Annotated in this window: 22 protein-coding genes and 5 pseudogenes; 17 read left to right on the top strand and 10 right to left on the bottom strand. The window is 56.3% G+C overall.

The features are described from left to right. From merC to merT, 3 genes are all read right to left on the bottom strand, one after another. On the bottom strand, positions 1 to 398 hold a 398-nt coding region (merC, locus tag MF6394_RS25340), incomplete at its 3' end, for an organomercurial transporter MerC (protein ID WP_078467800.1). 12 nt (positions 399 to 410) lie between these two features. Then, positions 411 to 686: a mercury resistance system periplasmic binding protein MerP gene (gene merP / locus MF6394_RS25335; RefSeq protein ID WP_003425048.1), complete on the bottom strand. Its 276-nt coding sequence runs from the start codon at positions 684 to 686 to the stop codon at positions 411 to 413. A 17-nt stretch (positions 687 to 703) separates the two neighbouring features. Next, complete coding sequence (gene merT, locus MF6394_RS25330; protein ID WP_003425049.1) at positions 704 to 1,054, bottom strand: mercuric ion transporter MerT; 351 nt, start codon at positions 1,052 to 1,054, stop codon at positions 704 to 706. Positions 1,055 to 1,125: 71 nt separating this feature from the next. Between merT and merR the strand changes: the two genes are divergently transcribed. The 7 genes and pseudogenes from merR (at position 1,126) to MF6394_RS25295 (ending at position 9,513) form a co-directional block, all read left to right on the top strand. Continuing rightward, complete coding sequence (gene merR, locus MF6394_RS25325) at positions 1,126 to 1,557, top strand: Hg(II)-responsive transcriptional regulator (RefSeq protein WP_003425050.1); 432 nt, start codon at positions 1,126 to 1,128, stop codon at positions 1,555 to 1,557. Between the two features lie 773 nt (positions 1,558 to 2,330). Next, positions 2,331 to 2,505: pseudogene (locus MF6394_RS34745) on the top strand (flavodoxin); the annotation flags it as partial. A gap of 313 nt (positions 2,506 to 2,818) precedes the next feature. Then, entirely contained in the window at positions 2,819 to 3,160 is a 342-nt protein-coding gene (locus MF6394_RS25315; protein ID WP_078467799.1) for a hypothetical protein, read from the top strand. Between the two features lie 101 nt (positions 3,161 to 3,261). Continuing rightward, entirely contained in the window at positions 3,262 to 4,518 is a 1,257-nt protein-coding gene (locus MF6394_RS25310; protein WP_044268168.1) for a TolC family protein, read from the top strand. Continuing rightward, positions 4,515 to 5,999 carry an efflux RND transporter periplasmic adaptor subunit gene (locus MF6394_RS25305; RefSeq protein WP_044268171.1) on the top strand — a complete coding sequence of 495 codons (1,485 nt, stop codon included), beginning with the start codon at positions 4,515 to 4,517 and terminating at the stop codon, positions 5,997 to 5,999. Before MF6394_RS25310 ends, MF6394_RS25305 begins: the two co-directional genes overlap by 4 nt. Further along, a complete protein-coding gene (locus MF6394_RS25300) occupies positions 5,996 to 9,124 on the top strand; it encodes an efflux RND transporter permease subunit (RefSeq protein WP_078467798.1) in 3,129 nt (1,042 codons plus the stop codon). The genes MF6394_RS25305 and MF6394_RS25300 overlap by 4 nt, the downstream gene beginning before the upstream one ends. A gap of 26 nt (positions 9,125 to 9,150) precedes the next feature. Beyond that, positions 9,151 to 9,513, top strand: coding sequence for a copper-binding protein (locus tag MF6394_RS25295; protein WP_044268177.1), 363 nt, complete (start codon positions 9,151 to 9,153; stop codon positions 9,511 to 9,513). A 200-nt stretch (positions 9,514 to 9,713) separates the two neighbouring features. On the opposite strand, the gene rloA3 is transcribed toward MF6394_RS25295, so the two are convergent. From rloA3 to MF6394_RS25280, 3 genes are all read right to left on the bottom strand, one after another. Continuing rightward, positions 9,714 to 10,232, bottom strand: a complete 519-nt coding sequence (rloA3, locus tag MF6394_RS25290; protein ID WP_102047827.1) for a retropepsin-like aspartic peptidase RloA3 — start codon at positions 10,230 to 10,232, stop codon at positions 9,714 to 9,716. 86 nt (positions 10,233 to 10,318) lie between these two features. After that, a complete protein-coding gene (locus MF6394_RS25285) occupies positions 10,319 to 10,588 on the bottom strand; it encodes a hypothetical protein (protein WP_044268181.1) in 270 nt (89 codons plus the stop codon). Positions 10,589 to 10,648: 60 nt separating this feature from the next. Continuing rightward, positions 10,649 to 11,542: a cation transporter gene (locus MF6394_RS25280; RefSeq protein ID WP_044268183.1), complete on the bottom strand. Its 894-nt coding sequence runs from the start codon at positions 11,540 to 11,542 to the stop codon at positions 10,649 to 10,651. Positions 11,543 to 11,642: 100 nt separating this feature from the next. Here MF6394_RS25280 and cadR point away from each other — a divergent pair, with 100 nt between their 5' ends. The 7 genes and pseudogenes from cadR to MF6394_RS34740 form a co-directional block, all read left to right on the top strand. Then, positions 11,643 to 12,050: a Cd(II)/Pb(II)-responsive transcriptional regulator gene (gene cadR / locus MF6394_RS25275; RefSeq protein WP_078467797.1), complete on the top strand. Its 408-nt coding sequence runs from the start codon at positions 11,643 to 11,645 to the stop codon at positions 12,048 to 12,050. Positions 12,051 to 12,144: 94 nt separating this feature from the next. After that, on the top strand, positions 12,145 to 14,556 hold the full coding sequence (locus MF6394_RS25270; RefSeq protein WP_057021724.1) for a heavy metal translocating P-type ATPase: 2,412 nt from the start codon (positions 12,145 to 12,147) through the stop codon (positions 14,554 to 14,556). A gap of 7 nt (positions 14,557 to 14,563) precedes the next feature. Then, a pseudogene (locus MF6394_RS25265) lies at positions 14,564 to 14,909 on the top strand (DUF3703 domain-containing protein). Then, entirely contained in the window at positions 14,906 to 15,415 is a 510-nt protein-coding gene (gene lspA / locus MF6394_RS25260; protein WP_044268189.1) for a signal peptidase II, read from the top strand. Before MF6394_RS25265 ends, lspA begins: the two are co-directional and overlap by 4 nt. Before the next feature lie 59 nt (positions 15,416 to 15,474). Then, the gene (locus MF6394_RS25255) at positions 15,475 to 16,149 is read left to right on the top strand and encodes a helix-turn-helix transcriptional regulator (protein WP_231988985.1); all 675 of its coding nucleotides are present in this window, start codon (positions 15,475 to 15,477) and stop codon (positions 16,147 to 16,149) included. A 68-nt stretch (positions 16,150 to 16,217) separates the two neighbouring features. Next, the gene (locus MF6394_RS25250) at positions 16,218 to 17,084 is read left to right on the top strand and encodes a sterol desaturase family protein (RefSeq protein WP_054897301.1); all 867 of its coding nucleotides are present in this window, start codon (positions 16,218 to 16,220) and stop codon (positions 17,082 to 17,084) included. A 114-nt stretch (positions 17,085 to 17,198) separates the two neighbouring features. Continuing rightward, positions 17,199 to 17,315: pseudogene (locus MF6394_RS34740) on the top strand (arsenic resistance protein); the annotation flags it as partial. On the opposite strand, the pseudogene MF6394_RS25245 reads toward MF6394_RS34740, so the two are convergent. The 3 genes and pseudogenes from MF6394_RS25245 to MF6394_RS25235 all read right to left on the bottom strand — a co-directional run. Continuing rightward, positions 17,315 to 17,680: pseudogene (locus tag MF6394_RS25245) on the bottom strand (site-specific integrase); the annotation flags it as partial. The pseudogenes MF6394_RS34740 and MF6394_RS25245 overlap by 1 nt on opposite strands. Positions 17,681 to 17,738: 58 nt before the next feature. Continuing rightward, positions 17,739 to 18,053: pseudogene (locus tag MF6394_RS25240) on the bottom strand (Y-family DNA polymerase); the annotation flags it as partial. Continuing rightward, the gene (locus tag MF6394_RS25235; protein WP_125970749.1) at positions 18,046 to 18,483 is read right to left on the bottom strand and encodes a LexA family protein; all 438 of its coding nucleotides are present in this window, start codon (positions 18,481 to 18,483) and stop codon (positions 18,046 to 18,048) included. The pseudogene MF6394_RS25240 and the gene MF6394_RS25235, both read right to left, overlap by 8 nt. 344 nt (positions 18,484 to 18,827) lie before the next feature. Between MF6394_RS25235 and MF6394_RS25230 the strand changes: the two genes are divergently transcribed. After that, positions 18,828 to 19,886, top strand: coding sequence for a CHAT domain-containing protein (locus tag MF6394_RS25230; RefSeq protein ID WP_078467795.1), 1,059 nt, complete (start codon positions 18,828 to 18,830; stop codon positions 19,884 to 19,886). Here MF6394_RS25230 and MF6394_RS25225 read toward each other — a convergent pair. Then, positions 19,880 to 20,755 (bottom strand): WYL domain-containing protein, encoded by an 876-nt coding sequence (locus tag MF6394_RS25225; protein WP_078467794.1) that lies wholly within the window; start codon positions 20,753 to 20,755, stop codon positions 19,880 to 19,882. The genes MF6394_RS25230 and MF6394_RS25225 overlap by 7 nt on opposite strands. Before the next feature lie 125 nt (positions 20,756 to 20,880). Between MF6394_RS25225 and MF6394_RS25220 the strand changes: the two genes are divergently transcribed. Both MF6394_RS25220 and MF6394_RS25215 read left to right on the top strand, forming a co-directional pair. After that, on the top strand, positions 20,881 to 21,162 hold the full coding sequence (locus MF6394_RS25220) for a hypothetical protein (protein ID WP_238597316.1): 282 nt from the start codon (positions 20,881 to 20,883) through the stop codon (positions 21,160 to 21,162). A gap of 136 nt (positions 21,163 to 21,298) precedes the next feature. Continuing rightward, positions 21,299 to 22,141, top strand: a complete 843-nt coding sequence (locus MF6394_RS25215; RefSeq protein WP_078467793.1) for a hypothetical protein — start codon at positions 21,299 to 21,301, stop codon at positions 22,139 to 22,141. Positions 22,142 to 22,177: the final 36 nt, after the last annotated feature.

The raw sequence follows: 22,177 nt of genomic DNA, 5'->3' as shown, positions 1-22,177 counted from the left end.
CAACGGGGGTGGGCGGGCGACACGAGATCCCAGATCGAGCCCCCAAGCATGAGGGCCAGACCGATATAGAGCAGCCAACCGCTCCGCCAGCCATAAGCCCGCATCAAAAACACCGCAGCCAAGACCAGGACAGGGCCTATCAGGCCGAGTGCAGTTCGCTGCCACTGCCGATGTTTGAGCCAGCCAAGGGAATTGACGAGCAGCGCCAGGGCCGCAAACAAGGGCAGTAGCGTGGTGATGAACAGGCCTTCCCACTGGCTCAAAAAGCCCAGACCGATTGCAGCGCCTAAGCTAGCCAGAGCAGGAAAACACGCGGCGCAGCCTAGGGCTGAAACCAGCACACCGACGGAACTGGCTTTGTCACCGATCCGCGTGAACAGATTGAGAGGATTTCTCATTGGTATTTCCTCCTATTGCTTGATGGTAGATGGATAGCCGGCATCCTCGGTCGCCTTGGTCAGGGCCTCGGAGTTGGTCTTGGCATCGTCGAAGGTCACGATGGCTTCGCGTTTCTCGAAACTCACCTCGGTCTTGGTCACGCCCTCGACCTGGGTCAGCGCTTTCTTGACCGTGATCGGACAGGCGGCGCAGGTCATGCCCGGTACCGACAGGGTGACGGTTTGGATGGCGGCCCACACCGGGGAAACCACGGCAATGAGCGCGAGAGCGGCAAACAGCTTTTTCATGGGAGACTCCTGCCTGATCAGTAAAACAACGGGAGGATGTAGGGGAAACCGAGCGCGACCAGCACGAGTGCCATCACGAGCCAGAAAATGAACTTGTAGGTGGTTCGTACCTGCGGAATTGCGCAGGTCTCACCGGGTTTGCAGGCTTGAGCCGGGCGGAAAATGCGCCGGTAAGCGAAGAACAGCGCCAACAATGCCGCGCCGATGAAAAACGGGCGGTAGGGCTCCAGAACGGTGAGATTACCGATCCAGGCGCCGCTGAAGCCCAGGGCAATTAGCACCAGCGGGCCCAGGCAGCAGGTGGACGCAAGGATCGCCGCCAGACCTCCAGCGAGGAGTGCACCACGGCCCTTTTGTGATTCAGACATGGGTTCAACCTTTCGAATGTTTGATCGATGGGTTAAGGTTATTTCCGTAGTCAGGTACGGAGTCAAGCGGTATGAAAAACACTGCGGAAAGCCTGACCATTGGCGTCTTTGCCAAGGCAGCCGGGGTTAACGTGGAAACCATTCGGTTCTATCAACGCAAAGGGCTGTTGCCCGAACCGGACAAGCCCTACGGCAGCATTCGTCGCTACGGCGAGGCGGATATTGCACGGGTGAAATTCGTGAAGTCCGCACAACGGCTGGGCTTCAGCCTCGATGAAGTGGCCGGACTGTTGCGGCTCGATGACGGTACGCACTGCAATGATGCGCGTGTGCACGCCGAGCAGAAGCTCGAAGACGTGCGGGGGAAACTTGCGGATCTGCGGCGGATCGAGTTGGTCCTGGCGCAGTTGGTTGATGACTGTTGCGCGAGCCACGGGACGGTTAGCTGCCCGCTGATCGATTCGCTGCATGGAATAGATAGCCACGAAAACTTCGCGCCTTAGCCTACGATTTCCCGTTTCATTGCCCCCCTGTTTGTCGGCTTGAACAGGAAAAGAGCGGCGCTCAATGAGCCCCGTTGACTGGCCAAACCTACGGTCTGCTTTTAGCCACGCTCTTACCCTACAGAGCCGAGAGTCCTGATCACTTCGAATGCAAATGATTGGTCAGTTGCAACGCAAATGGGTGGTCAAGTGGGGTGCAATTTCGCAGTTTTTGAGTGTGAGCGCGTCAATCAGCGGTTAAAGGGGATTAAGGTCTGAGATGCAAGGCGGTGTAGTTCGGACGCTTACGCTCTTAACGCCACGACAGTTGATGTAGAAAATTCCGAATACCGGGAGCACTGCTCCAATTAGAATCAGCCACCAATCGGAGTTTTTGCGTTTAAATGTCTCAAACGCAGCAAGATCGATGCCTATAACAGTCAGGCCAACGCAAACCACAATAAACAAAGCCCATTTGTAGCGTGTCATCTCACCAAATAGGTTTTTTCGATGGATGATACAAAAAATCCAGAAGCACATCCAAGCCACTGCGTCGATCATATAGAGGCTTAAAGCTAGTATGACACCACCCACACCTACTCCATGCATATAGTCCTCCTGCTATAGCAAAGGCATTCAATTTAGACTAGCAGCAATGGCGTGAAATTTCCGTGAAGCTAAAACTTTGAATAGTTTAACGACTCTGGCAAGGAGACGCCTTTGGTCAGCGGCAGCCAGTCAGCGAGACAGACGATATCTGTATCAGTGGGATCAATGTAGCTACCTCTATTCTGTCGAAAACTAAGGTTTTGGTCGCGTACTTTTCTAGGTCAGGTTATACCAAAGTGGTTGCTGGTCTGATTTAACGCTTCCAGAACGCTGATCTGTTTGAGAACCGCCCTGATCGCATATCCAGATGACTATCTTGAAACGGTTGAGCAAGCACGACGGGAAACATCACCTGCCGTAAGGGAGAATTGTTACAGATAGGAGGGCGCCTTATATGCGTCCGGCCAACACACCTTGGCGATTATTTTGGTGGCTGCAGGTGCTGCTGCGGCTATTGGCGCTAAACAAGCGTCCACCGCTGGCCATGGCTGGGCACCGTTGCTCGTCGAGCGCCTTACCTGTCGAGCGTGTTGATCATCGGTGTTGGTCTCTATGTTAACGATAATGCTGGCTTAATTCAGATACGGTGATATCGCCTGAATCAGAGCCTTCGGCAGGCTGTGAGAACTTCATCCAATTGTAAGAGCCCATTTCAGCCACTACACTCCAGCCCATGAAACGCTACCTGCGGTTTTGCCTCATTTTCGTTATTAGCTTGGCGCTTCCCCTTAGCGGGATGGCGGGTGTTCAGGCGCCGACAGAACCTTGCCCAATGAAGATGATGGGCATGGCGATGATGGAAGACATGGGAATGGACTGCTGCAACGACATGAAAAGCCCGGCGGAACATGGCAAACCCTGCAAGCCGGGCAAGGAATGCAAGACGGGCGGCATGCTGCAAGTCTCGATCCTCAAGCCTCCTGTAACCGTGTTCAGCCCCGTAGTGACTTCTTTCTTCAGCGACTCCCTGCCCGTACAAAACCCGTCCGGGGTATGGCGACCGCCTCGCGTTTAACTCCTGTCCAACATTGAGCCTCATTCCGCATTTGCGGGATGGACTGGCTGCGCGCATGTTTTTTTTGACGCGTGCAGTGGATGATCACAGGAATCGTAAACATGAACTCCAAGTGCTATTGCACAGGTTGGCCCCTGATGGCCGGTCTGGCGGCAAGCGTACTGGCATTGCCGAGCTTCGCTGCCGCATTGACACTCGATGAAGCGTTGCGGCTGGCTGAAAACAATGCACCGTCGCTGATCGCACAAGACGCCAAAATTCAGGCTGCCAGCAGTGCGGCTATTCCAGCGGGTGAATTACCCGATCCCAAGTTGCTGGCAGGTGTGCAGAACTACCCCATCGGCGGCCCAGATCGCTGGAGCATCGACCAGGACTTCATGACCATGCAAATGGTCGGGGTCAGACAAGAGATGCCCAACAGCGACAAGCGCAAAGCACGCATTGAGGTCGCCGATGCGGCCATTGATCGAGCTGCGGCAGAGCGTGGAGTCGAGCGCCTAAAGGTACGCCAGTCCACGGCGTTGGCCTGGATCAGCAGCTACTCGGTTGAGCGCAAAGATGCGCTGTTCCAGGACTTCTACAAAGAAAACCGCCTGCTGAGCGATACCGTCCGGGCCCAGATTGCCGGTGGCCGCGCTCAACCCGCCGATGCAGTGACGCCCAAGCAAGAAGCGGCTCAACTGGCGGAGCAACAGGACGATCTGGTTCGCCAGCGCATGCAGGCCCGAGCGGCCCTCAAACGCTGGATAGGCTCCGCCGCCAACGACAAGCCTGTGGGTAGCTTGCCTGAATGGCCCGTCGATCCATCAAGCTACGCCCATAAACTGCAACACCATCCCGAGTTGGCAGCGTTTGCGCCGATGACCCGCGAAGCGCAAGCCAAGGTTCGTGAAGCCGTGTCGGAGAAGCAGTCGGACTGGAGCTGGGAACTGGATTACCAGCGCCGTGGCGGTGAGTTTGGCGATATGGTCAGCGTGCAATTTTCCTGGGACCTGCCGCTGTTTCCTGACTCGCGCCAAAACCCCAAAATCGCAGCCAGACAGGCTGAACTCAGCCAGCTTGAGGCCGAGCGCGAAGCTCTGTCTCGCGAGCACACCCAGCAACTGGAAAACGAACTGGCTGATTATGAGCGCCTTAATCGTGCGGTAAGCCGGAACCAGCAAAGCCTGTTGCCGCTGGCCAGGGAAAAGGTCGAACTCAGCATGGCCAGTTATCGCGCTGGTAAAGGCGATTTAAACGCCGTTGTTGCCGCCCGACGTGAACTCATTGAAGTCCGCCTCAAACAGGTCGATGTGGAAGAGCAGCGAGCACTGACCAGTGCGCGTCTGTATTTTGCTTATGGGGAGTCCAGCCAATGATCCTTAAAAAATGGAACGGGGCATTGCTGGTAAGCATCACGCTGGCATTGGGTGCTGTCGGTGGTTACTGGTTTGCTCACCAACGCATGAATGAGGCACCCAATACCGCCCCGGAGCAGAGCCTCAATTCACCGGATGAACGCAAGGCCCTGTATTGGTACGACCCCATGTACCCGCAGCAAAAGTTCGATAAACCGGGTAAGTCCCCCTTCATGGACATGCAACTGATCCCCCAGTACGCCGACGTCGTCGGGGATCGTGCGACCGTCAGTATCGATCCGAGTCTGACCCAAAATCTCGGTCTGCGTATTGCGACTGTCACGCGTGGAAACTTTGAGTCCAGCCTCGACGTGACAGGTGTCTTGGCGTTCAACGAACGGGATGTCGCCGTGATTCAGGCACGCACCGCAGGCTTTGTAGAACGGGTCTATGCCCATGCTCCAGGCGATGTGCTCAAAGCCAATGCGCCGTTGGCGGATATTCTGGTGCCAGAGTGGGCCGCCGCCCAGACAGAGTTCCTTGCACTCAAGCGCAACGGTGATGCCGACCTGTTGGCTGCGGCCCGCCAGCGACTGCGGCTCACTGGGATGCCGGCAACACTGATTACCCAGGTAGAGCGTGGCGGTAAGGTTCAACCTTACCTGACGCTCACCAGCCCCATCGGTGGTGTGCTGCAAGAATTGAATGTTCGTACGGGGATGACCGTGGCGACTGGCGACACTCTGGCGCGCGTCAATGGCTTGAGCAGTGTCTGGCTAGCCGTGGCTGTTCCAGAATCGGACTCCGCAGCTATCACCGTGGGACAGCCAGTCGAAACGCGTCTGCCAGCTTTCCCTGGGACAATGCTCAATGGCAAGGTCAGCGCGATTTTGCCCGAGACCAATCCGGACAGTCGCACGCTTCGCGTGCGGGTGGAACTACCCAATTCGGACGGGCGCCTCAGACCGGGTTTGACGGCGCACGTACGCCTAAACAGCTCAACCGGGCAAAGTGTCTTGTGGGTGCCGAGCGAGGCGGTCATTCGCACTGGCCGACGTGCTCTGGTGATGCTCGCCGAAGACGCTGGCCGCTACCGTCCGGTTGAAGTGCAACTCGGCCAGGAAAGCGATGGCAAGACGGCGATAGTGAAAGGTCTGGAAGAAGGCCAGAAGGTGGTGACCTCTGGCCAGTTCCTGCTCGACTCGGAGGCCAGTCTCAAGGGCATTGTTGCAAGCTCGGAGAAAGAGTCTCCGCCCAGTGAAGCAGCCTCCAGTTTTCATGAGGCGGATGGGCAGATCGTTGAGATCAACGACAAAGAAGTCACGCTCGCCCATGGCCCCTTCAAGACGCTGGGCATGCCTGGCATGACGATGACGTTCCCTCTCGCCAGTCCGGCGCTGATGCAGGGCCTCAAGGCTGGTGACAAGGTTCGGGTCGCGGTGAGCCAGACCGATGATGGCTTGCGTGTCCAGCGCCTGAGTAAATCGGGGAGCCAGCCATGATTGCAGCTCTCATTCGTTGGTCGGTGGCCAACCGATTCCTGGTGCTACTGGCGACACTGTTCGTCACGGCTTGGGGTATTTGGTCGGTGCAGAGCACGCCCATCGATGCGTTGCCGGATCTCTCCGATGTTCAGGTGATCATCCGCACTCCTTATCCAGGACAAGCGCCGCAGATTGTCGAGAATCAGGTGACCTATCCGTTGGCCACCACCATGCTCTCAGTACCAGGGGCCAAGACCGTGCGTGGTTATTCCTTTTTTGGGGATAGCTTCGTTTACGTGCTGTTCGAAGACGGCACTGACTTGTACTGGGCCCGCTCGCGGGTGTTGGAATACCTGAGCCAAATACAAAGCCGGTTGCCGGCCAGCGCCAAACCGGCGTTGGGGCCGGATGCGACAGGGGTGGGTTGGATCTATCAGTACGCACTGGTGGATCGCAGTGGCGGTCACGATTTAGCCCAGCTTCGAGCACTTCAGGACTGGTTCCTCAAGTTCGAACTCAAGACTCTGCCCAACGTTGCAGAAGTCGCTACGGTGGGAGGCATGGTCAAGCAATACCAGGTGCAGCTTGATCCGCTCAAACTGGCCAGCCTTGGTATCACCCAGACTGAGGTGACCGACGCTATCGGCAAGGCCAATCAGGAAACGGGTGGTGCAGTGCTGGAGATGGCGGAGACCGAGTTCATTGTGCGGGCTTCCGGCTACCTGAAGACGCTCAATGACTTTCGGGCGATCCCGCTGAAGCTGGGCTCGAACGGTGTGCCGGTGACTCTTGGTGATGTCGCCACGATCCAACTGGGGCCGGAAATGCGGCGTGGCATCACCGAACTCGACGGTGAGGGGGAGACTGTCGGCGGCGTGGTTATTTTGCGCAGCGGCAAGAATGCTCGCGAGACCATTGCTGCGGTCAAGAGCAAACTCGACGAGCTGAAAAGCAGTTTGCCGGCTGGGGTTGAAATCGTCACCACCTACGACCGAAGCAAGCTGATCGACCGCGCTGTGGAAAATCTCAGCCACAAGCTTATCGAAGAGTTCATCGTTGTCGCGTTGGTTTGTGGGATCTTCCTCTGGCACTTACGCTCGTCGCTGGTGGCGATCATCTCCCTGCCGGTTGGTGTGTTGATTGCCTTCATCGTCATGCGTTACCAAGGCATCAACGCCAATATCATGTCTTTGGGCGGGATTGCCATCGCCATCGGCGCGATGGTCGATGCCGCCGTGGTGATGATTGAGAACGCCCACAAGAAGGTTGAGGCCTGGCACGTGGCCAATCCTGGGGAGGAACTGAAGGGTGAGCATCATTGGCACGTAATGACTGAAGCGGCAGCGGAGGTAGGCCCTGCATTGTTCTTCTGTTTGTTGATCATCACCCTGTCGTTCATCCCGGTATTTACCCTGGAAGCACAGGAAGGGCGTTTGTTCGGCCCACTGGCTTTCACCAAGACCTACGCCATGGCCGCAGCGGCGGGATTGTCAGTGACCTTGGTGCCAGTGCTGATGGGCTACTGGATTCGAGGACGAATCCCCAGTGAGCAACAGAACCCGTTGAACCGGTGGTTGATTCGGATCTATCAGCCAGCCCTGGACGCAGTCTTGCGTCGACCAAAGATCACGCTGCTGGTGGCGCTATTGGTTTTCGTCAGTGCGCTATGGCCAATGTCGCGCTTGGGTGGAGAATTTCTTCCGCCGTTGGATGAGGGCGACCTGCTCTATATGCCTTCTGCTCTGCCGGGATTGTCGGCGCAGAAAGCGGTGCAATTGCTGCAACAGACCGACCGCCTGATCAAGACCGTTCCAGAGGTGGAACACGTCTTTGGTAAAGCAGGCCGTGCCGAAACCGCTACCGATCCGGCACCGCTGGAGATGTTCGAAACCACCATTCAATTCAAACCGCACGAGCAATGGCGCCAAGGCATGACCCAGGAAAAATTGGTGGAAGAACTGGATCGTGTGGTACGAGTCCCTGGACTAACCAATATCTGGATACCGCCAATACGAAACCGAATCGACATGCTGGCGACAGGTATAAAGAGCCCAATTGGAGTGAAAGTTGCCGGCAGCAACCTGACGGAGATCGATGCCGCGACTCAGGCAGTCGAGCGAGTGGCCAAGGGCGTGCCCGGTGTCAGCTCGGCTCTGGCCGAGCGACTGACCGGTGGGCGCTACATTGACGTGGATATCGACCGCAAGGCCGCTGCTCGTTACGGGCTGAATATCGCCGATGTGCAGTCCATCGTGGCAGGTGCCATCGGTGGTGAAAACGTCGGCGAGACCATTGAAGGTCTCGCACGTTTCCCGATCAACGTACGTTACCCACGGGAGTGGCGCGACTCGCTCGGCGCCCTGGAGCAATTGCCGATCTATACCCCGCTGGGGAGCCAGATCACCCTTGGCACGGTGGCGAAGGTCAAGGTCAGCGACGGCCCACCGATGCTCAAGAGCGAGAACGCACGACCTTCAGGCTGGGTGTACATCGATGTGCGTGGTCGGGATATTGCCTCGGTGGTTGCCGATCTGCGCCGGGTCGTCAGTGAGCAGGTCAAGTTGCAGCCAGGCATGAGCCTCAGTTACTCCGGACAGTTCGAGTTTCTCGAAAGGGCCAACGCACGTCTCAAACTGGTGGTGCCTGCCACGCTGCTGATCATCTTCGTGTTGCTCTACCTGACTTTTGCCCGATTCGACGAGGCCTTGCTGATCATGGCCACTCTGCCGTTCGCACTGACTGGCGGGGCATGGTTCCTCTATCTGCTGGGCTTCAACCTGTCAGTCGCCACCGGGGTCGGTTTTATCGCCTTGGCCGGGGTTTCTGCCGAGTTCGGCGTGATTATGTTGCTCTACCTGAAAAACGCCTGGGCCGAGCGTGAAGACCTCGGCGACAGCACTGAGCGTGGGCTGGTGGCGGCGATTCGTGAAGGCGCTGTGCAGCGCGTTCGCCCCAAGGCCATGACCGTGGCCGTGATCATTGCCGGTCTGTTACCCATCCTGTTGGGCAGCGGCACCGGCAGCGAAGTGATGAGCCGCATCGCCGCGCCCATGGTTGGCGGTATGGTCACGGCACCCTTGCTTTCCCTGTTTGTCATTCCGGCAGCGTATCGCCTGATGCGTCGCCGTCAACTCCAAGTTTAACCCAATCCCCCTCAAGGAAAAGTCGTATGAAACTGACCCTGATTGCAGCTGCTAGCATCGTAGTTACGCTGTCTTTTTCTGCCCTGGCAGAGGACATGCCAGGCATGAAAATGGACGATATGGAAGGCATGGAAATGAAGCAGGAATCGAAGCAGGAATCGAAGCAAACGCCTGTCGCCAGCGCCGAGGGCACGATCAAGGCTATCGATCCCGCAAAACATACGGTGACCCTAGCTCACGGCGCCGTTCCAGCGGTGCAATGGCCGCCGATGACCATGGCCTTTTCCGTGGCCGAGGATCAGTTGGCAGGGCTGTCGGTTGGAGACCGTGTATCGTTTTCTTTTCGACTAGAGGGTGGAAAAGCAACGATTGTCTCCATCAAAAAGTGATGTTTCAGTAGCCGGCACGTATTGTCGTGCCGGTTTTTACCACCTACCTTCACAACAATCAGCACTTCGGCTACGGGTGAGAATGACTGCTTCTCGCCGATATTGTTGAAAAAGTGGCGTTGTCACGGTGGCATCGTCTTCTCAATCAGATCGACTGACGTTACTTGAGGCAACCAGTCAGCGATTGAGGACGGTAACATTCATGGGGTGTCGCATTTCGGCTCCACGGTGAAGGTCCGCGAGGCATCAACCGCTCCAATACGCGCTAAGGTACTGCGCCCAATCAGCACGGGATAATTCATCTTGCCCCGATCCTTCAGCGAGAACTCCTCATCGTACATACGAGATCCGATGCATATTTTCATCATCACAACCGGACGCTGCTCCGCGCCGCCGGCGCCACGCACTTTTACGTTGCGGACGACTTTGCGCTCAAAGGATGAATTGGTCATCTTGCCAGTCATGCTGTCTTTGACTTCCACGTTAAAGCGGACCCACCTCTGGTTGTCCTTTTCAAACCGTTCCAAATCCTTCGCATCCATGGACGAGGTCAAAGCTCCGGTATCGAGCTTGATTTTCACCGAGATGTTTTCTGGTTGAATCTGCCCTTCCTCCACCCACCCAAATACCTTGGGCGGTGACTTCGTCTCGGCAAATCCGGGCGTCATCGCCAAAGCAATAGTCATCGCAATCAACCATCTTGTCGTTCGATACTGCATAAGGGAAACCTCTTTTATGGGTTGAGAGAGTTGTTTCTTGTGCTGTAGGGGGCTTAGGTTGTCTGCTGCTCCGTCAATGACGAGCCCTAAACATCCTCGTAGCTGCGGCTGTTCGCCCATTCCAACTCATGCTGCACCTCCAGGTGGAAGGCCTCATAGAGCAACCAGGCCTTCTGACAGTTCTGCTCCAGAAGTCTCTCTGCCTCAGCGCTGATGCCCGACTGCTCGCGCAGTGCCATCAACTTTAGGTAGGCAGCATAAGCAGCATCTCGACTCTGGACGGCATGCCCTTCGGCAATATTGCGGTTTAAACCCGCCATTAGCTGCTCTATCTCAACCGTGTAATCATCAGTCATAAGTTACGAGTCTCTGGTTGGGGAACGGCGTGAAGCAGCAGCCAGCAAATGCCCCCTTGATCACGCTTTCAAGGCCAGGATTCGGCGTGCCCCATTCAAGACAATGAGGCCCACAACGGTACCAATCACCAAATCTGGATAGGCAGAACCTGTCCACGCGACCAGCACGCCGGCAACGATAACGCCAAGATTCGCGAGCACGTCGTTGGCTGAAAAAATCCAGCTTGCTTTCATGTGTGCACCGCCTTCGCGATGACCATAGATCATCAAGAGACAACTGACGTTGGCAACCAGTGCGACTGCGCCAATCCCCATCATCAACATCGACTCAGGTTCGCTGCCGTAGAGAAAGCGTCTCGCCACTTCAACGAGTACACCCAGGGCCAACACGATCTGAAAGAAACCTGCCAGGTGCGCAGCGCGCACCTGCAGCCGTGCACTCCGGCCGACTGCGTAAAGAGCCAAGCCATACACGGCAGCATCAGCAAACATGTCCAGTGAGTCGGCCACTAGGCCAGCCGACTGGGCGATCAACCCTGCGCCCATCTCGATGGCAAACATCGCGGCATTGATACCGAGTAGGATTTTGAGCGTGCTTGCCTCCTTGGCAGTAGTCAGCTCTTCGGTGGCACTATTGGCCGAGGCTGCTTCCTGACTGGCCGGTTCAGTCCCCAGTAACGTTGCGCCCAGGCCAAGTGACTCCAGCTTTGTAGTGATCAGATCAACGGGCCCGTAATGGAAAGCGCGTACCTGCCTGCTCGCCAAATCAAAGGACAATGAATGGAGCTCAGGCAAGTCATTTAATGCGAGCCGAATCATCCGTTCTTCTGATGGACAATCCATTTTTGGCACCAAAAAACTGCTAACCCATGTTCCATCATTCGACGACGTGGATGCCGCTTCGGTGGTTGTTTCCGCGGGGCCACAACCACAGGATTTATCACAGGCGCTCATGATCCACTTTTCCTATTGGTTTCCACTCTGGTTATTGAAAACTATATAGTAGGTATAGGGTCAAGCGTAGATATACTGGATTTTTATCGAGGAGCCATTGATGCGCATCGGTCAACTAGCACAGCTGACAGGAGCGGATATTCAGACCATTCGTTTCTATGAGCGCGAACGTCTGCTTCCACTGCCAAATCGTCAGGCCAATGGCTACCGCGCCTATGAAGCGGAACATGTGGAGAGACTCCTGTTCATCCGTCGCTGCCGGTCGTTCGGTATGTCGTTGGAGGAAATCGCTGTTTTGCAGAGCTTTCAAGCACAGCCGCAGCAACCTTGCGCGGCGGTGAATGCGCTGCTTGATAGTCATATTGCTCAGGTCAGAACCCAAATCACGTCCTTGCAAGTTCTGGAAGAGCAATTGGTGAGATTGCGCCGCTGCTGCGATAACGAACGACAAAGCTTGGACTGCGGAATACTTTCGGGCTTGGTGGAGGGCGGTTCAACACACTCCTGATGCACGCGCCCCTTCGTTTTTGCTCAAAAATTTAGTTCTTGACCATATAGCGACTATAGGGTGTTCACTGCGCAACAACAGAGGAGACGCCTTAATGGCTAATTGTTGCGATGACACCCCGAAAAAAAGCTTATGCGGCAACCCTGCGGAGACAAGCTGCAGTGCAACGGCTTGCGCGGCACCGGCAGAACCGGTAGGCGAACTGAGCAGCTTTCGCATTGAACAAATGGATTGTCCTACTGAAGAAGCGCTGATCCGCGGCAAACTGGAGAAGCTGCCCGAAGTGCAGGCGCTGCAGTTCAATCTGCTAAACCGGACCCTCGACGTCCGTCACGAGCCGCTGTCCCCGCAGGTACTTGTGGAGGCCATTGCTTCATTGGGGATGAAGGCTGAGCCATTGACCGCCGCGCAGGGCACTCGTGTGGTAATTGCGCAAATGGACTGTCCCACCGAGGAGCGACTGATCACCGACAAACTGTCCGGTATGCCGGGCATCTCGGCACTGCGGTTCAATCTGCTGCAACGAACACTCACCATCAGCCATGAGCCGGAGGCACTGGCGCCCGCGTTGGACGCGATCCGCGCGCTCGGCTTCACTCCCCAGCTTGCGGCCGAAACCAAATCCTCGACCAAACCGCATCCACCGACCAATGCTTACTGGTGGCGGCTAGGGCTGTCCGGGGCCGCCGCCGCATCTGCGGAGATCTTGCACTTCACCCAGTTGGTGCCCGAATGGGGCGTTGCGGCCATTTCTCTGGCGTCCGTGTTGCTGTGCGGGTTGGCCATCTACAAGAAAGGCTGGATCGCCCTCAAGAACCGTAACCTCAACATCAATGCGCTGATGAGTATTGCCGTTACGGGCGCTATTCTAATTGGGCAATGGCCCGAAGCTGCCATGGTGATGTTCCTGTTTGCGGTCGCGGAGTTGATCGAGGCCAAATCCCTCGATCGCGCTCGGAATGCTATCCGCGGCCTGATGGACCTGGCTCCGGACAAGGCGACGGTGCAGCAACCCGATGGCCGTTGGATCGAGCTGGAGGTGGCCACGGTCGCCGTCGGAAGTTTGGTTCGGGCTCGCCCCGGTGAGCGTATCGGCCTGGATGGGGAGGTGGTCAAAGGTAATTCGACGATCAACCAGGCACCCATCACCGGCGAGAGCCTGCCTGTGGAAAAGGGGCCAGGCGATACGGTGTTCGCCGGCACCATTAACCAAGCTGGCGAATTGGAGTATCGCGTCACGGCGGAAGCCAGCCATACCACCCTGGCTCGGATCATCCACGCGGTCGAAGAGGCTCAGGGTGCCCGTGCGCCAACCCAGCGCTTCGTTGATCAGTTCGCGCGGATTTACACGCCGGCGGTGTTCCTGTTCTCGCTGGCTGTGGCTGTCGTACCGCCCATGCTGATGAACGGGATGTGGTTCGACTGGATCTATCGTGCCCTGGTATTGTTGGTGGTGGCGTGCCCCTGCGCCCTGGTGATTTCCACCCCTGTTACCATCGTCAGCGGCCTGGCGGCCGCCGCTCGCAAAGGCATTCTGATCAAGGGCGGGGTGTACCTGGAAAGCGGCCGCAAGATCACGCACCTGGCTTTGGACAAAACCGGCACCCTCACCCATGGCAAGCCGGTTCAGACCGACTTCCTACCCATTGGCACAGACCTGCCATCGGAATACCTCTCGGCGGCGGCGAGTCTGGCCAGTCGCTCTGACCACCCAGTGTCGCAAGCCATTGCCAACCAGGCTGCTGAGCGCTCAATACCGTTGCTGGCCGTAGAGAGCTTTGAAGCTATCGTTGGGCGCGGCGTTCGAGGTGTTATTGACGGTCATCTTTACCAGCTGGGCAACCACCGATTGCTTGAGGAGCTCGGTCTCTGTTCGACTGAATTCGAAGCGTTACTCGAACGATTCGAGCGTCAGGGCAAAACGGTTGTCATCCTCTCCAACAAAACTCAGGTGTTGGCCCTGTTCGCCGTGGCCGATACGGTGAAGGACAGCAGCCAAGCTGCCATTGGCGAACTCCACGCACTGGGCGTGAAAACACTGATGCTGACGGGCGACAACCCCTACACCGCCGAAGCGATCGCTGCGCAGGTGGGCATCGACGAAGCCAAAGGTAACCTGTTACCGACCGACAAGCTCAGCGCCATTGAAGCCCTGATCAACAACGGAGCTACCGTGGGCATGGTCGGGGATGGCATCAACGATGCCCCCGCACTAGCTCGTGCCGATGTCGGTTTTGCCATGGGCGCAGCGGGTACCGATACCGCGATCGAGACTGCAGATGTGGCGATCATGGACGATGACCTGCGCAAGATCCCGGCCTTCATCCGTCTATCCCGGCAAACCGCTGCGGTGCTTATGCAAAACATCGGACTGGCTCTGGGGATCAAGGCGATCTTTCTGGTAGTCACCCTGGCCGGTCACGCCACGATGTGGATGGCGGTATTCGCCGACATGGGGGTAAGTCTGTTGGTAGTCCTGAATGGATTGCGCCTGCTGCGCAAGTGAGGGCGAGATGAACAGTGAACTACGTGCTGCCATCGAGATGGCCTTCCAGCAAGCCGAGCAGGCACTTGCGGCCAAGGAGCCTTGGCGCGCCTATCCCTGGTTGGAGCGCGCCCACATTCTCAGTCAGCGCCTGCAGTGCTGCACGTATGCAGCCATCGGTTGATGCTCCGGGCTGGCTGGCAACAGCGAGACTACCGGGAAATGTTTGGCCAAACCACACGGATAATGGCCGCCTTGCTGTTCAGCAAATCTGGGTACCAATCGGCAACACCAGACGGGCCAGGATCAGTGCATTCCGGTCGATGCCAGTTCCAAAGGATCTTCAACGACTACTGCAAGGTAAGCACCAGTGAAGGCACATCAGGAAGCAACGCACTACGTCACACCTTGGTTTTGGTGGGGGCTGGCGACTGCAGTTGCCACCCTCGATCAAGGGTTCAAATCCATCGTTGAACGTCTATTCGCGTTGGGTTCAACGCTTCCCTTGAGTTCATTTTTCAATATTGTGCATGCCCGGAATACCGGGGCAGCCTTCAGCTTCCTGGCTGAAGCGGGCGGTTGGCAGCGTTATTTTTTCATCGCCATCGCTTTGGTCGTGTCCGTGGTGCTTGCCCTGTTGCTTCGTCGTGCGCACCCCCCGAGCGAATCCTTGGGTTATAGCCTGATCTTGGGCGGCGCTATCGGTAACCTCATCGATCGGTCGTTCCGCGGCTATGTTGTCGACTACTTGGACTTCTACTACCAGACATGGAGTTGGCCGGCGTTCAACCTAGCGGATATCGCCATCGTCGGTGGTGTTCTACTGTTGTTCCTGAGCAGCCTGTCGCAACCGAGTCCACAAGCAGGTCGGACGGGATGAAGGTGCCCGCAGCGGTCGACTCGCCTCGCTGGTCCGGTCGTGCGTGGATTGCGCCTGGCATGGCTATCTTCATCGGCCGCGCCGGGCATCAAGACTGGCACCATCATCAGGCGCACCAGATTGCACTGGGAGTGAATGCGCTCGTCTCCGTAGAGTCCCCCCAGGGTTGCCACACCGGGGCCGCGGTTCGCATTCCTGCGGGTGTTCGCCATCGGCTCAGCGGCGACATCGTCATGTCGATCTACCTAGATGTATTGTCGGATGAAGCCCGGGCTCTGCCCGAGGGCAGAACCCTGGCGCCGCTCGAAATTGCTACGGCCGACGTGACGAGGCTGATCGATGCCTTAGACGAGACGACCCTTGGTGTCCGAAGGGCGGTTCGGAGGGCGTTGGGAGTAATCGACCTGCCGACAACCGACCCGCGCCTGGCTGTGGTCAGCGCAGCCGTGCACAGCGGCAGCGTGCGGCGTGACCAACTCGCCGCCTTGGTGCACCTGTCTCCGACGCGGTTCTCCCATTGGTTCGTGGAGCAGACCGGCCTGCCGCTGCGCAGCTATGCAAAATGGCTGCGCCTCACCCATGCAGTTCAGCTATTGGCCAGTGGGCTATCGATGACCGACGCGGCACACGCGGTAGGCTTCTCCGATTCCGCCCATTTTTCACGAACCTTTCGTGCGCTGCTGGGCATTGATCCATCCTCAGCGCTTGCCGAAGTTCGCCTGCAGGAAGGCTAGCTCTTTCGTTCAAGCTGCCAGCGCGTACCCGCACATATCGTAAAGGCCCACAACTCGGGAGCCCGATAATGTCCAGCATTTCTCGTTTCGCCATTCGATGGTTGAGCTATCCCTTAGTATTTGGCGGCTGTGCGGCCTTCATGGTGTGGGCGTTATACGCTGGAATGCCCTATTGGCCGACATCCCCCCTTGTCGCTGCGGTCGGACTGCTGGCCATCGCGGCATTGGAGCATCTTCTGCCGTTTCGGCAGGAGTGGCTGGAAGATCACCAGGACACCCAGACGGACTTGCTGCACTTGCTAGTAAACCTTTCCGTCATTCAGTTCACGGCAGAAATCGTGGCCAAACTGGGGGATGCGGTACCGGCCTCGATGCGTCTGTTCCCCACTGAGAGCCCCTTATGGCTGCAACTGTTGCTGGTTGTGGTGGTGCTCGACCTGAGTCTGTACAGCATGCACCGAATCAGCCATCAGGTGCCCTGGCTGTGGCGTTTCCACATGATTCACCACAGTGCCGAACGGCTGTACTGGATGAACGGTGAGCGGCGCCACCCCCTCCACGCTGCGTTCATGGCCGGCCCTGGGCTGGTAGTGCTGCTCGCTTCAGGGGCACCCGCGGCGGTGGTCGCGACCTGGTTTGGCATTTTGAGCGTGCACCTGGCCTTCCAGCACTCGAACCTGGATTACCGGGTGGGCTGGTTACGACATGTGTTTGGGGTCGCCGAAATCCATCGTTGGCACCACAAGCGTGACTTCGAAGATGCCCAAGTGAACTTTGGTGAGTTTCTGATGGTATGGGATCGGTTGTTCGGTACGTTCTATGACAGCGCGGGGAAGCTGGGCGAGGCAGAGGTCGGACTGCATGAACAGGGATTCCCGCAGGTCTATTTGGAGCAGCTTGTTGTGCCCTTTGGAAAAGCAACCTTGCCCAAATAAACCGCGATGATACGTGACATATAATGGCATGAGCGTGTGCCTACACCATCACTCGACGGACGAGCTGGTGTTGCTTAGGTTGACGGCCTTGTTTTGATACCCGAGGGGAGCGCTATGGATAGGGACGCACTTGAACAGAACCAAATACCGATCTATTTCGTCGCGGTCATTGCCGCAGCAATCGGTGGGTTCATTGCGCCTGTAGCTGCTCAGGGGTTGAACGCTTTGGTATGACCAGCATCACGAGCCTTGATAAGCGCCCCACGGTACTGAACAAGACATCGATCAGCCTTTCGAGACGGAAACTCAAACCACTGAAGCCCGCGACTCTCCAAAAACTTCGCGTAGTTCAACAGCCCGTTCAGGTTGCTAGAAACGGTCTTAAGGAGTGCCTCACCGTTGGTGACTCTCTCCATAGCCCATAGATTGGCTTCTCTCCAGGGCAATCCGTCTTCCCAGAATATTTGTGGTAGTCCTTCGATCACTACACGGGAGCTATTCAGCGAGTAGGTAATCAGGCGGTCTTTGACAGAGAGGTCATGCGGACTGAAGTGAATGTGTTCGACGGTAGGCAAGGGAAATCTCTGTAAGAACAAGCGTCAATGTCCATGGGGACGCCATCTAACTTTGGACGTCCACGGTATGCAACTTATTCTTATCAATGCTGTACACCTCAACAGCTGGCAAACGCGCCTCAATGATGCTCATCACCCGTTCGCTCATATCGCCGTAAAGCGCATAGTTGCTGCTAAACGCCGCGACACCCTGGTGCTTGAGATCGCCACGAATCTCATGGTACAGCGCACCCATCTTCACGAAGGGTTTGGCATCGGCGGAGCGTGCAATCACACAGCCGTCGTTGTTGCTCAGCACGACTATCGGCGTGCGCTGCAGGTCTGGCCGGAATACCCGCTCGCAGCTTGCGTAGAAGCTGTTGCAATCGATAAGGGCAAACACCGGCTCAGGCATGGGGGCGGTGATTACGCAGGCTATGGCTCACGACGCCCCAGATCATCAGCTCGTCATCATCCAGTACATAGCGCGGTGCGTAATCTGGGTGCTCGGATTGCAGCACATACGACTTCTGGCATCTGCCCAAGCGTTTGACGAACACATCACCGTTTAGACAGGCCACCACGACATCGCCTGGTTTTGCCTCCAGTGCACGACTGACGATCAGGTGGTCACCATCGAAGATACCCGCCCCGGTCATGCTGTCACCGCTGACCAGCACGACGTAGGTGTGCGGTGCATTGATATCCAGCAGCTCATCCAGGGACAGCTTGTGTTCCATGTGATCCAGCGCCGGGCTGGGAAAGCCGGCCGGAATGTGCGCATCGAAGTAGGGGAGGCGTGTGCTGCTGGTGTGGAGTGCACCAAGGATCAGGGCGTTGGTCATGAGAAATTGCCGATAACTGTATTTATGTACAGTATCTGTCAATTATGAAATCCAACAAGGCGCGTCCGTCGGCGCAGGTCTGCGTATGTTCTAAATATTTACATGCCAAAAGTTTACGTATCGCCGGCGAGGTTAATGATGCCTATGGTTGGGTCATCGCAACCCGAGGAGATCCGCCATGATCATGCTGAGTTCGCTGACTGAACATCTTGTGCTGATTGCTGCTTTGACCCTGATGCTGGGTTTGGCTCGTGTTGCCTATGGCGGCCAGGCGGACTGATTTTACGCCATCAACTCGGCTCGTTTTTCTGCTGCGCCGCTTTTGAAAACTGTAGGGAGCGCCTATGAGTGTTGATATGTATCGTCGTCAAGTTGCCAGCGTTCGTGACGCTCTAGCAAAGCTATCGAGCCTGAAGGCCAGGGAGTCGCAGAAGGCGGCTGATGCGGGGAAAAAATCACTTGCTGCTGGAACTGCCGCCAGCAAAACCAAACAGTTGTCTACAGCTACCTCCAAGCTCAGAGAAGCCAACCGGTATGCAGATCTGCAGGCGAAGCATTTGGTTGAAGTTGCCAAGCTGGAGAAGAAGATTGCCGCCGAGCAGAAAAAACTGGCGACAGCTGAGCTGCGTGTGGAAAGCGAAGAAGCGAAGGTGCTGAAGAAAAGAAATACGGAGAAGCAAAAAATGCAGGAGGCGCAGAAACGGCAACTCCGTGAGGTAGAGTCCAGCTTGAAAACGCATGATTCTCTACATCGGGAAACTGCTGCCCGCATTGATAAGTTGGCTGCGCTGCCCGAAGAAATTAAGGTTGCCTTTTTTGCGACTGATCCAGCGACAGCCTCTGACCGCAGGCTGTTGCTGGATGAAGAGGTCCGTGAGATTCACCAAAAAATTCGACTTTCCGATCATCGTGACGCGGTTAAGCTTGAGTCGAGATGGGCGCTGCGTCCAGGAGACATCTTGCAGTACATGAACGAGCTCAAGCCCACGATTGTGCATTTTAGTGGACACGGTAGCGATCAGGATGAGCTCGTTCTGCTGGATCGAAATGGTGACGCCACATTTGTCCCGATGGCGAGCATTGTCGATAGTTTTAAGCTTTTCGACACGGTGCGGTTGGTTTTCTTCAACACGTGCCACTCATTTAACCAAGCAGCCGCATGTGCACAAAATGTGGACGCTGCAATTGGCATGAATCAGTCAATTGGCGACGAAGCGGCGCGCATATTTTCAGCTCAGTTTTACTCGGCTATCGGCTTTGGCTGCTCAATTCCGATGGCTTTCCAGCAAGCCAAGAATGCACTGATGCTGGAAGGCATTTCAGAAGAATCCACGCCAGAGCTGTACCTTCGTGATGGCGTCGATGAAAGCGACCTTATATTGGTTAAGCCTAGGGCTCAGTGATAAAGCCACCCCTGCAGCTCATCCAAATTCACCACCACAATCTGCTGCGCTGTCGCTTTGGCATGCACCTTGGTCGTGTCGATTTGATAGCGCTGCAGCACGTACTGCACCAGCGCGCCACGGGTCTCGATCACCAGGCGACCATCCTGCATGCCATAGTCGGTTTCGATGATGGTTTGCTGCTCGGGCTTCAGACGTGAGTCCGGCTCGATGATGACCTGCACCTGGCTGGACCAGCCCGGATCTTTCTCGCGGGTGTTTTCTGTTTCGTCGTCCATCAACTCGGGCACACCGCGAAAGCGGCTGAGCACAAAGTCCCGGTAGTCCTTGTTCTTCTCACAATACGCCCGCACATGCCAGCGCATGCCGGTGTAGATCAGCGTGTGCGGTGCAATCAGGCGGGTTTCGGCGTCAGGTGTGGTGAAGGACACGTAATCACACTCCAGGCGTAGGCCTTCGCGGCAGGCCCGAAGAAGAGGTCGCAGTATTTCAGGACGTACCGAACGATCAGGAACTTGCAGCACTTCGGTGTGGGCATAAGCCAAAGCGAGTCCTTCAACGTGTGGGGCGCGGTCATGGTTTTGGTTAAGCAGGTGCAGATAGGCGCTGGCGCTGTCGTCGATAAACAGTGGCTTGAAGTGCTTGCTCGGCACATACCCCTTCAAATGCTTGTCATATTCCAGATTTTTCGGTGCGTGCTCGTTGATGTAGGTGTTGATGTCTTTTGATGCCTGTTGGCGGCTGATGCCAAAGCTCTGCATCAAGTGGTTGGTAGTTAAACGGCCTTCCCACCACACGACGGTCTCGATTAAGCGGTAGCGCAACGCCAGATCCCAGCGCACAGACTCGATTGCTTGTTTACGTTTCATCGCTCCTCCATCTGCTTGAAAACTTTACCTGTACGCGTAAACACCATGGATGCGTCATCTGAAGCTACATATTCTGATGGCGTCATTCAAGTGGCGTGGTGAGTACTACATCTAAGGAAAACACCGTGAGCGATATTGGAATGTCCTGGGGCGTAGTCATCGCTTTGCTCGTGGTCTGCATAATGGTGCTGACATTGCTCTGGCAGATCTTGCGGCGTAGGGAGGCAGTGACAGGCTTACAGCATTGCAAAGCGCAATTGGATCAACTTCAGCAGCAGAGCCAGCTGCGAGAGGCTGAGCTGCGCGAGCAGACTGCTGCAGCACGTGCGGAGAAAGCCCATGTCGAGCAACTGCAGCGCCAGCTCGGCTTCGTTCAGGAAGAGCTTGTTGCTTTGCGCGAAGAGTAGAGACAACAGCTTGCTTCCCAGGTGTCTAACCGATCAAGTAAGCGTACAAGTAGCGATCAAGTAACGCAGCTTGTGACCCTGTCGTGGGTTGAAATGGATTCTTGCTGCTGCTTCCAAGTATTGCTCAGGAGTGTGAATGCAATCTGTTACTTATCGGGTGGAGCAGAGCTCTGTGACTCCATTCCAGTACCAGCAGGATGTTGAAAAGTATGCAGGCAACATCGAGTGCTCCGAGTGTGAGGCCAGGGCCTGGTACGTAAGAGGTTCCTTCAGTGGTGGGCGTGAGCGAATCGCTTGCTTCGCCGCGCATCACCTGGACGGTTGTCAGATCAAGACTGTGATTCTTGTGGTTGATGAGGAGGGGATTGAGCCTGATGAAGGCACAGACACTACTCGCATTGTCGTCGATTTAGACAAGAGGAAGCCGCAGGACATCATGGTGCCGGAGCCCAGGGAACGGCAGCCAGTTGACTCTCCCTGGGGCGTGCTGCAAAAGAAATATGCCAACGCAGCCGACTACCCGATTAATAAGTCACTCCGGCAGCTTCTCTCGTGCCTGATCAAGAATCCGGACTACCCGGAGGATGACGCCTCAATAAGGATTACGACTGATGGCGGGCGTGTTGCGATGGAGGGTGAAATTCGCAAACTGCTATCCCATCAGCGTCAGCTTGCTGACGTTGAGTTAGGCACCGTGCGCCTGTTCTGGGGGCTGATTACCAATGTGAACCGTAAAGCAGGCGAGGTGTGGCTCAACTGTGGTGATTACCGCACCGAACCAAGTCTGTTGATTCGGGATGCGCACCTGGAAGATGAAATGCTCAAGGCGTTCCGCCTTAAAAGTATGGATGATCTCGAAGGGGCCTATTTCATCGTCATGGGATGGCTTGCAGGTTCTGAACGTAAGCCAATCATCAACGTAGGCTTTGCAAAGTACATCGCCTTCGTGAAGTACCGGGTCAAGCACGAAGAGAGCTGAGTCTGCTTGGGTTATCTTCGTCCCCGCGTGTTTCCC

This window comes from Pseudomonas sp. MF6394, assembly GCF_002018845.1.
GTDB classification, from domain to species: domain Bacteria; phylum Pseudomonadota; class Gammaproteobacteria; order Pseudomonadales; family Pseudomonadaceae; genus Aquipseudomonas; species Aquipseudomonas lactis.
The sequence above is the reverse complement of the archived record's forward strand: the minus strand, read 5'-3'. Positions and strand labels throughout refer to the sequence as shown.

Excerpts from the sequence above, each read along its gene's own strand:
- merP (WP_003425048.1), bottom strand. The coding sequence starts at position 686 with ATGAAAAAGCTGTTTGCCGCTCTCGCGCTCATTGCCGTGGTTTCCCCG.
- merT (WP_003425049.1), bottom strand. The coding sequence starts at position 1,054 with ATGTCTGAATCACAAAAGGGCCGTGGTGCACTCCTCGCTGGAGGTCTG.
- merR (WP_003425050.1), top strand. The coding sequence starts at position 1,126 with ATGAAAAACACTGCGGAAAGCCTGACCATTGGCGTCTTTGCCAAGGCA.
- MF6394_RS25315 (WP_078467799.1), top strand. The coding sequence starts at position 2,819 with ATGAAACGCTACCTGCGGTTTTGCCTCATTTTCGTTATTAGCTTGGCG.
- MF6394_RS25310 (WP_044268168.1), top strand. The coding sequence starts at position 3,262 with ATGAACTCCAAGTGCTATTGCACAGGTTGGCCCCTGATGGCCGGTCTG.
- MF6394_RS25305 (WP_044268171.1), top strand. The coding sequence starts at position 4,515 with ATGATCCTTAAAAAATGGAACGGGGCATTGCTGGTAAGCATCACGCTG.
- MF6394_RS25300 (WP_078467798.1), top strand. The coding sequence starts at position 5,996 with ATGATTGCAGCTCTCATTCGTTGGTCGGTGGCCAACCGATTCCTGGTG.
- MF6394_RS25295 (WP_044268177.1), top strand. The coding sequence starts at position 9,151 with ATGAAACTGACCCTGATTGCAGCTGCTAGCATCGTAGTTACGCTGTCT.
- rloA3 (WP_102047827.1), bottom strand. The coding sequence starts at position 10,232 with ATGCAGTATCGAACGACAAGATGGTTGATTGCGATGACTATTGCTTTG.
- MF6394_RS25285 (WP_044268181.1), bottom strand. The coding sequence starts at position 10,588 with ATGACTGATGATTACACGGTTGAGATAGAGCAGCTAATGGCGGGTTTA.
- MF6394_RS25280 (WP_044268183.1), bottom strand. The coding sequence starts at position 11,542 with ATGAGCGCCTGTGATAAATCCTGTGGTTGTGGCCCCGCGGAAACAACC.
- cadR (WP_078467797.1), top strand. The coding sequence starts at position 11,643 with ATGCGCATCGGTCAACTAGCACAGCTGACAGGAGCGGATATTCAGACC.
- MF6394_RS25270 (WP_057021724.1), top strand. The coding sequence starts at position 12,145 with ATGGCTAATTGTTGCGATGACACCCCGAAAAAAAGCTTATGCGGCAAC.
- MF6394_RS25255 (WP_231988985.1), top strand. The coding sequence starts at position 15,475 with ATGGCTATCTTCATCGGCCGCGCCGGGCATCAAGACTGGCACCATCAT.
- MF6394_RS25250 (WP_054897301.1), top strand. The coding sequence starts at position 16,218 with ATGTCCAGCATTTCTCGTTTCGCCATTCGATGGTTGAGCTATCCCTTA.
- MF6394_RS25235 (WP_125970749.1), bottom strand. The coding sequence starts at position 18,483 with ATGACCAACGCCCTGATCCTTGGTGCACTCCACACCAGCAGCACACGC.
- MF6394_RS25230 (WP_078467795.1), top strand. The coding sequence starts at position 18,828 with ATGAGTGTTGATATGTATCGTCGTCAAGTTGCCAGCGTTCGTGACGCT.
- MF6394_RS25225 (WP_078467794.1), bottom strand. The coding sequence starts at position 20,755 with ATGAAACGTAAACAAGCAATCGAGTCTGTGCGCTGGGATCTGGCGTTG.
- MF6394_RS25215 (WP_078467793.1), top strand. The coding sequence starts at position 21,299 with ATGCAATCTGTTACTTATCGGGTGGAGCAGAGCTCTGTGACTCCATTC.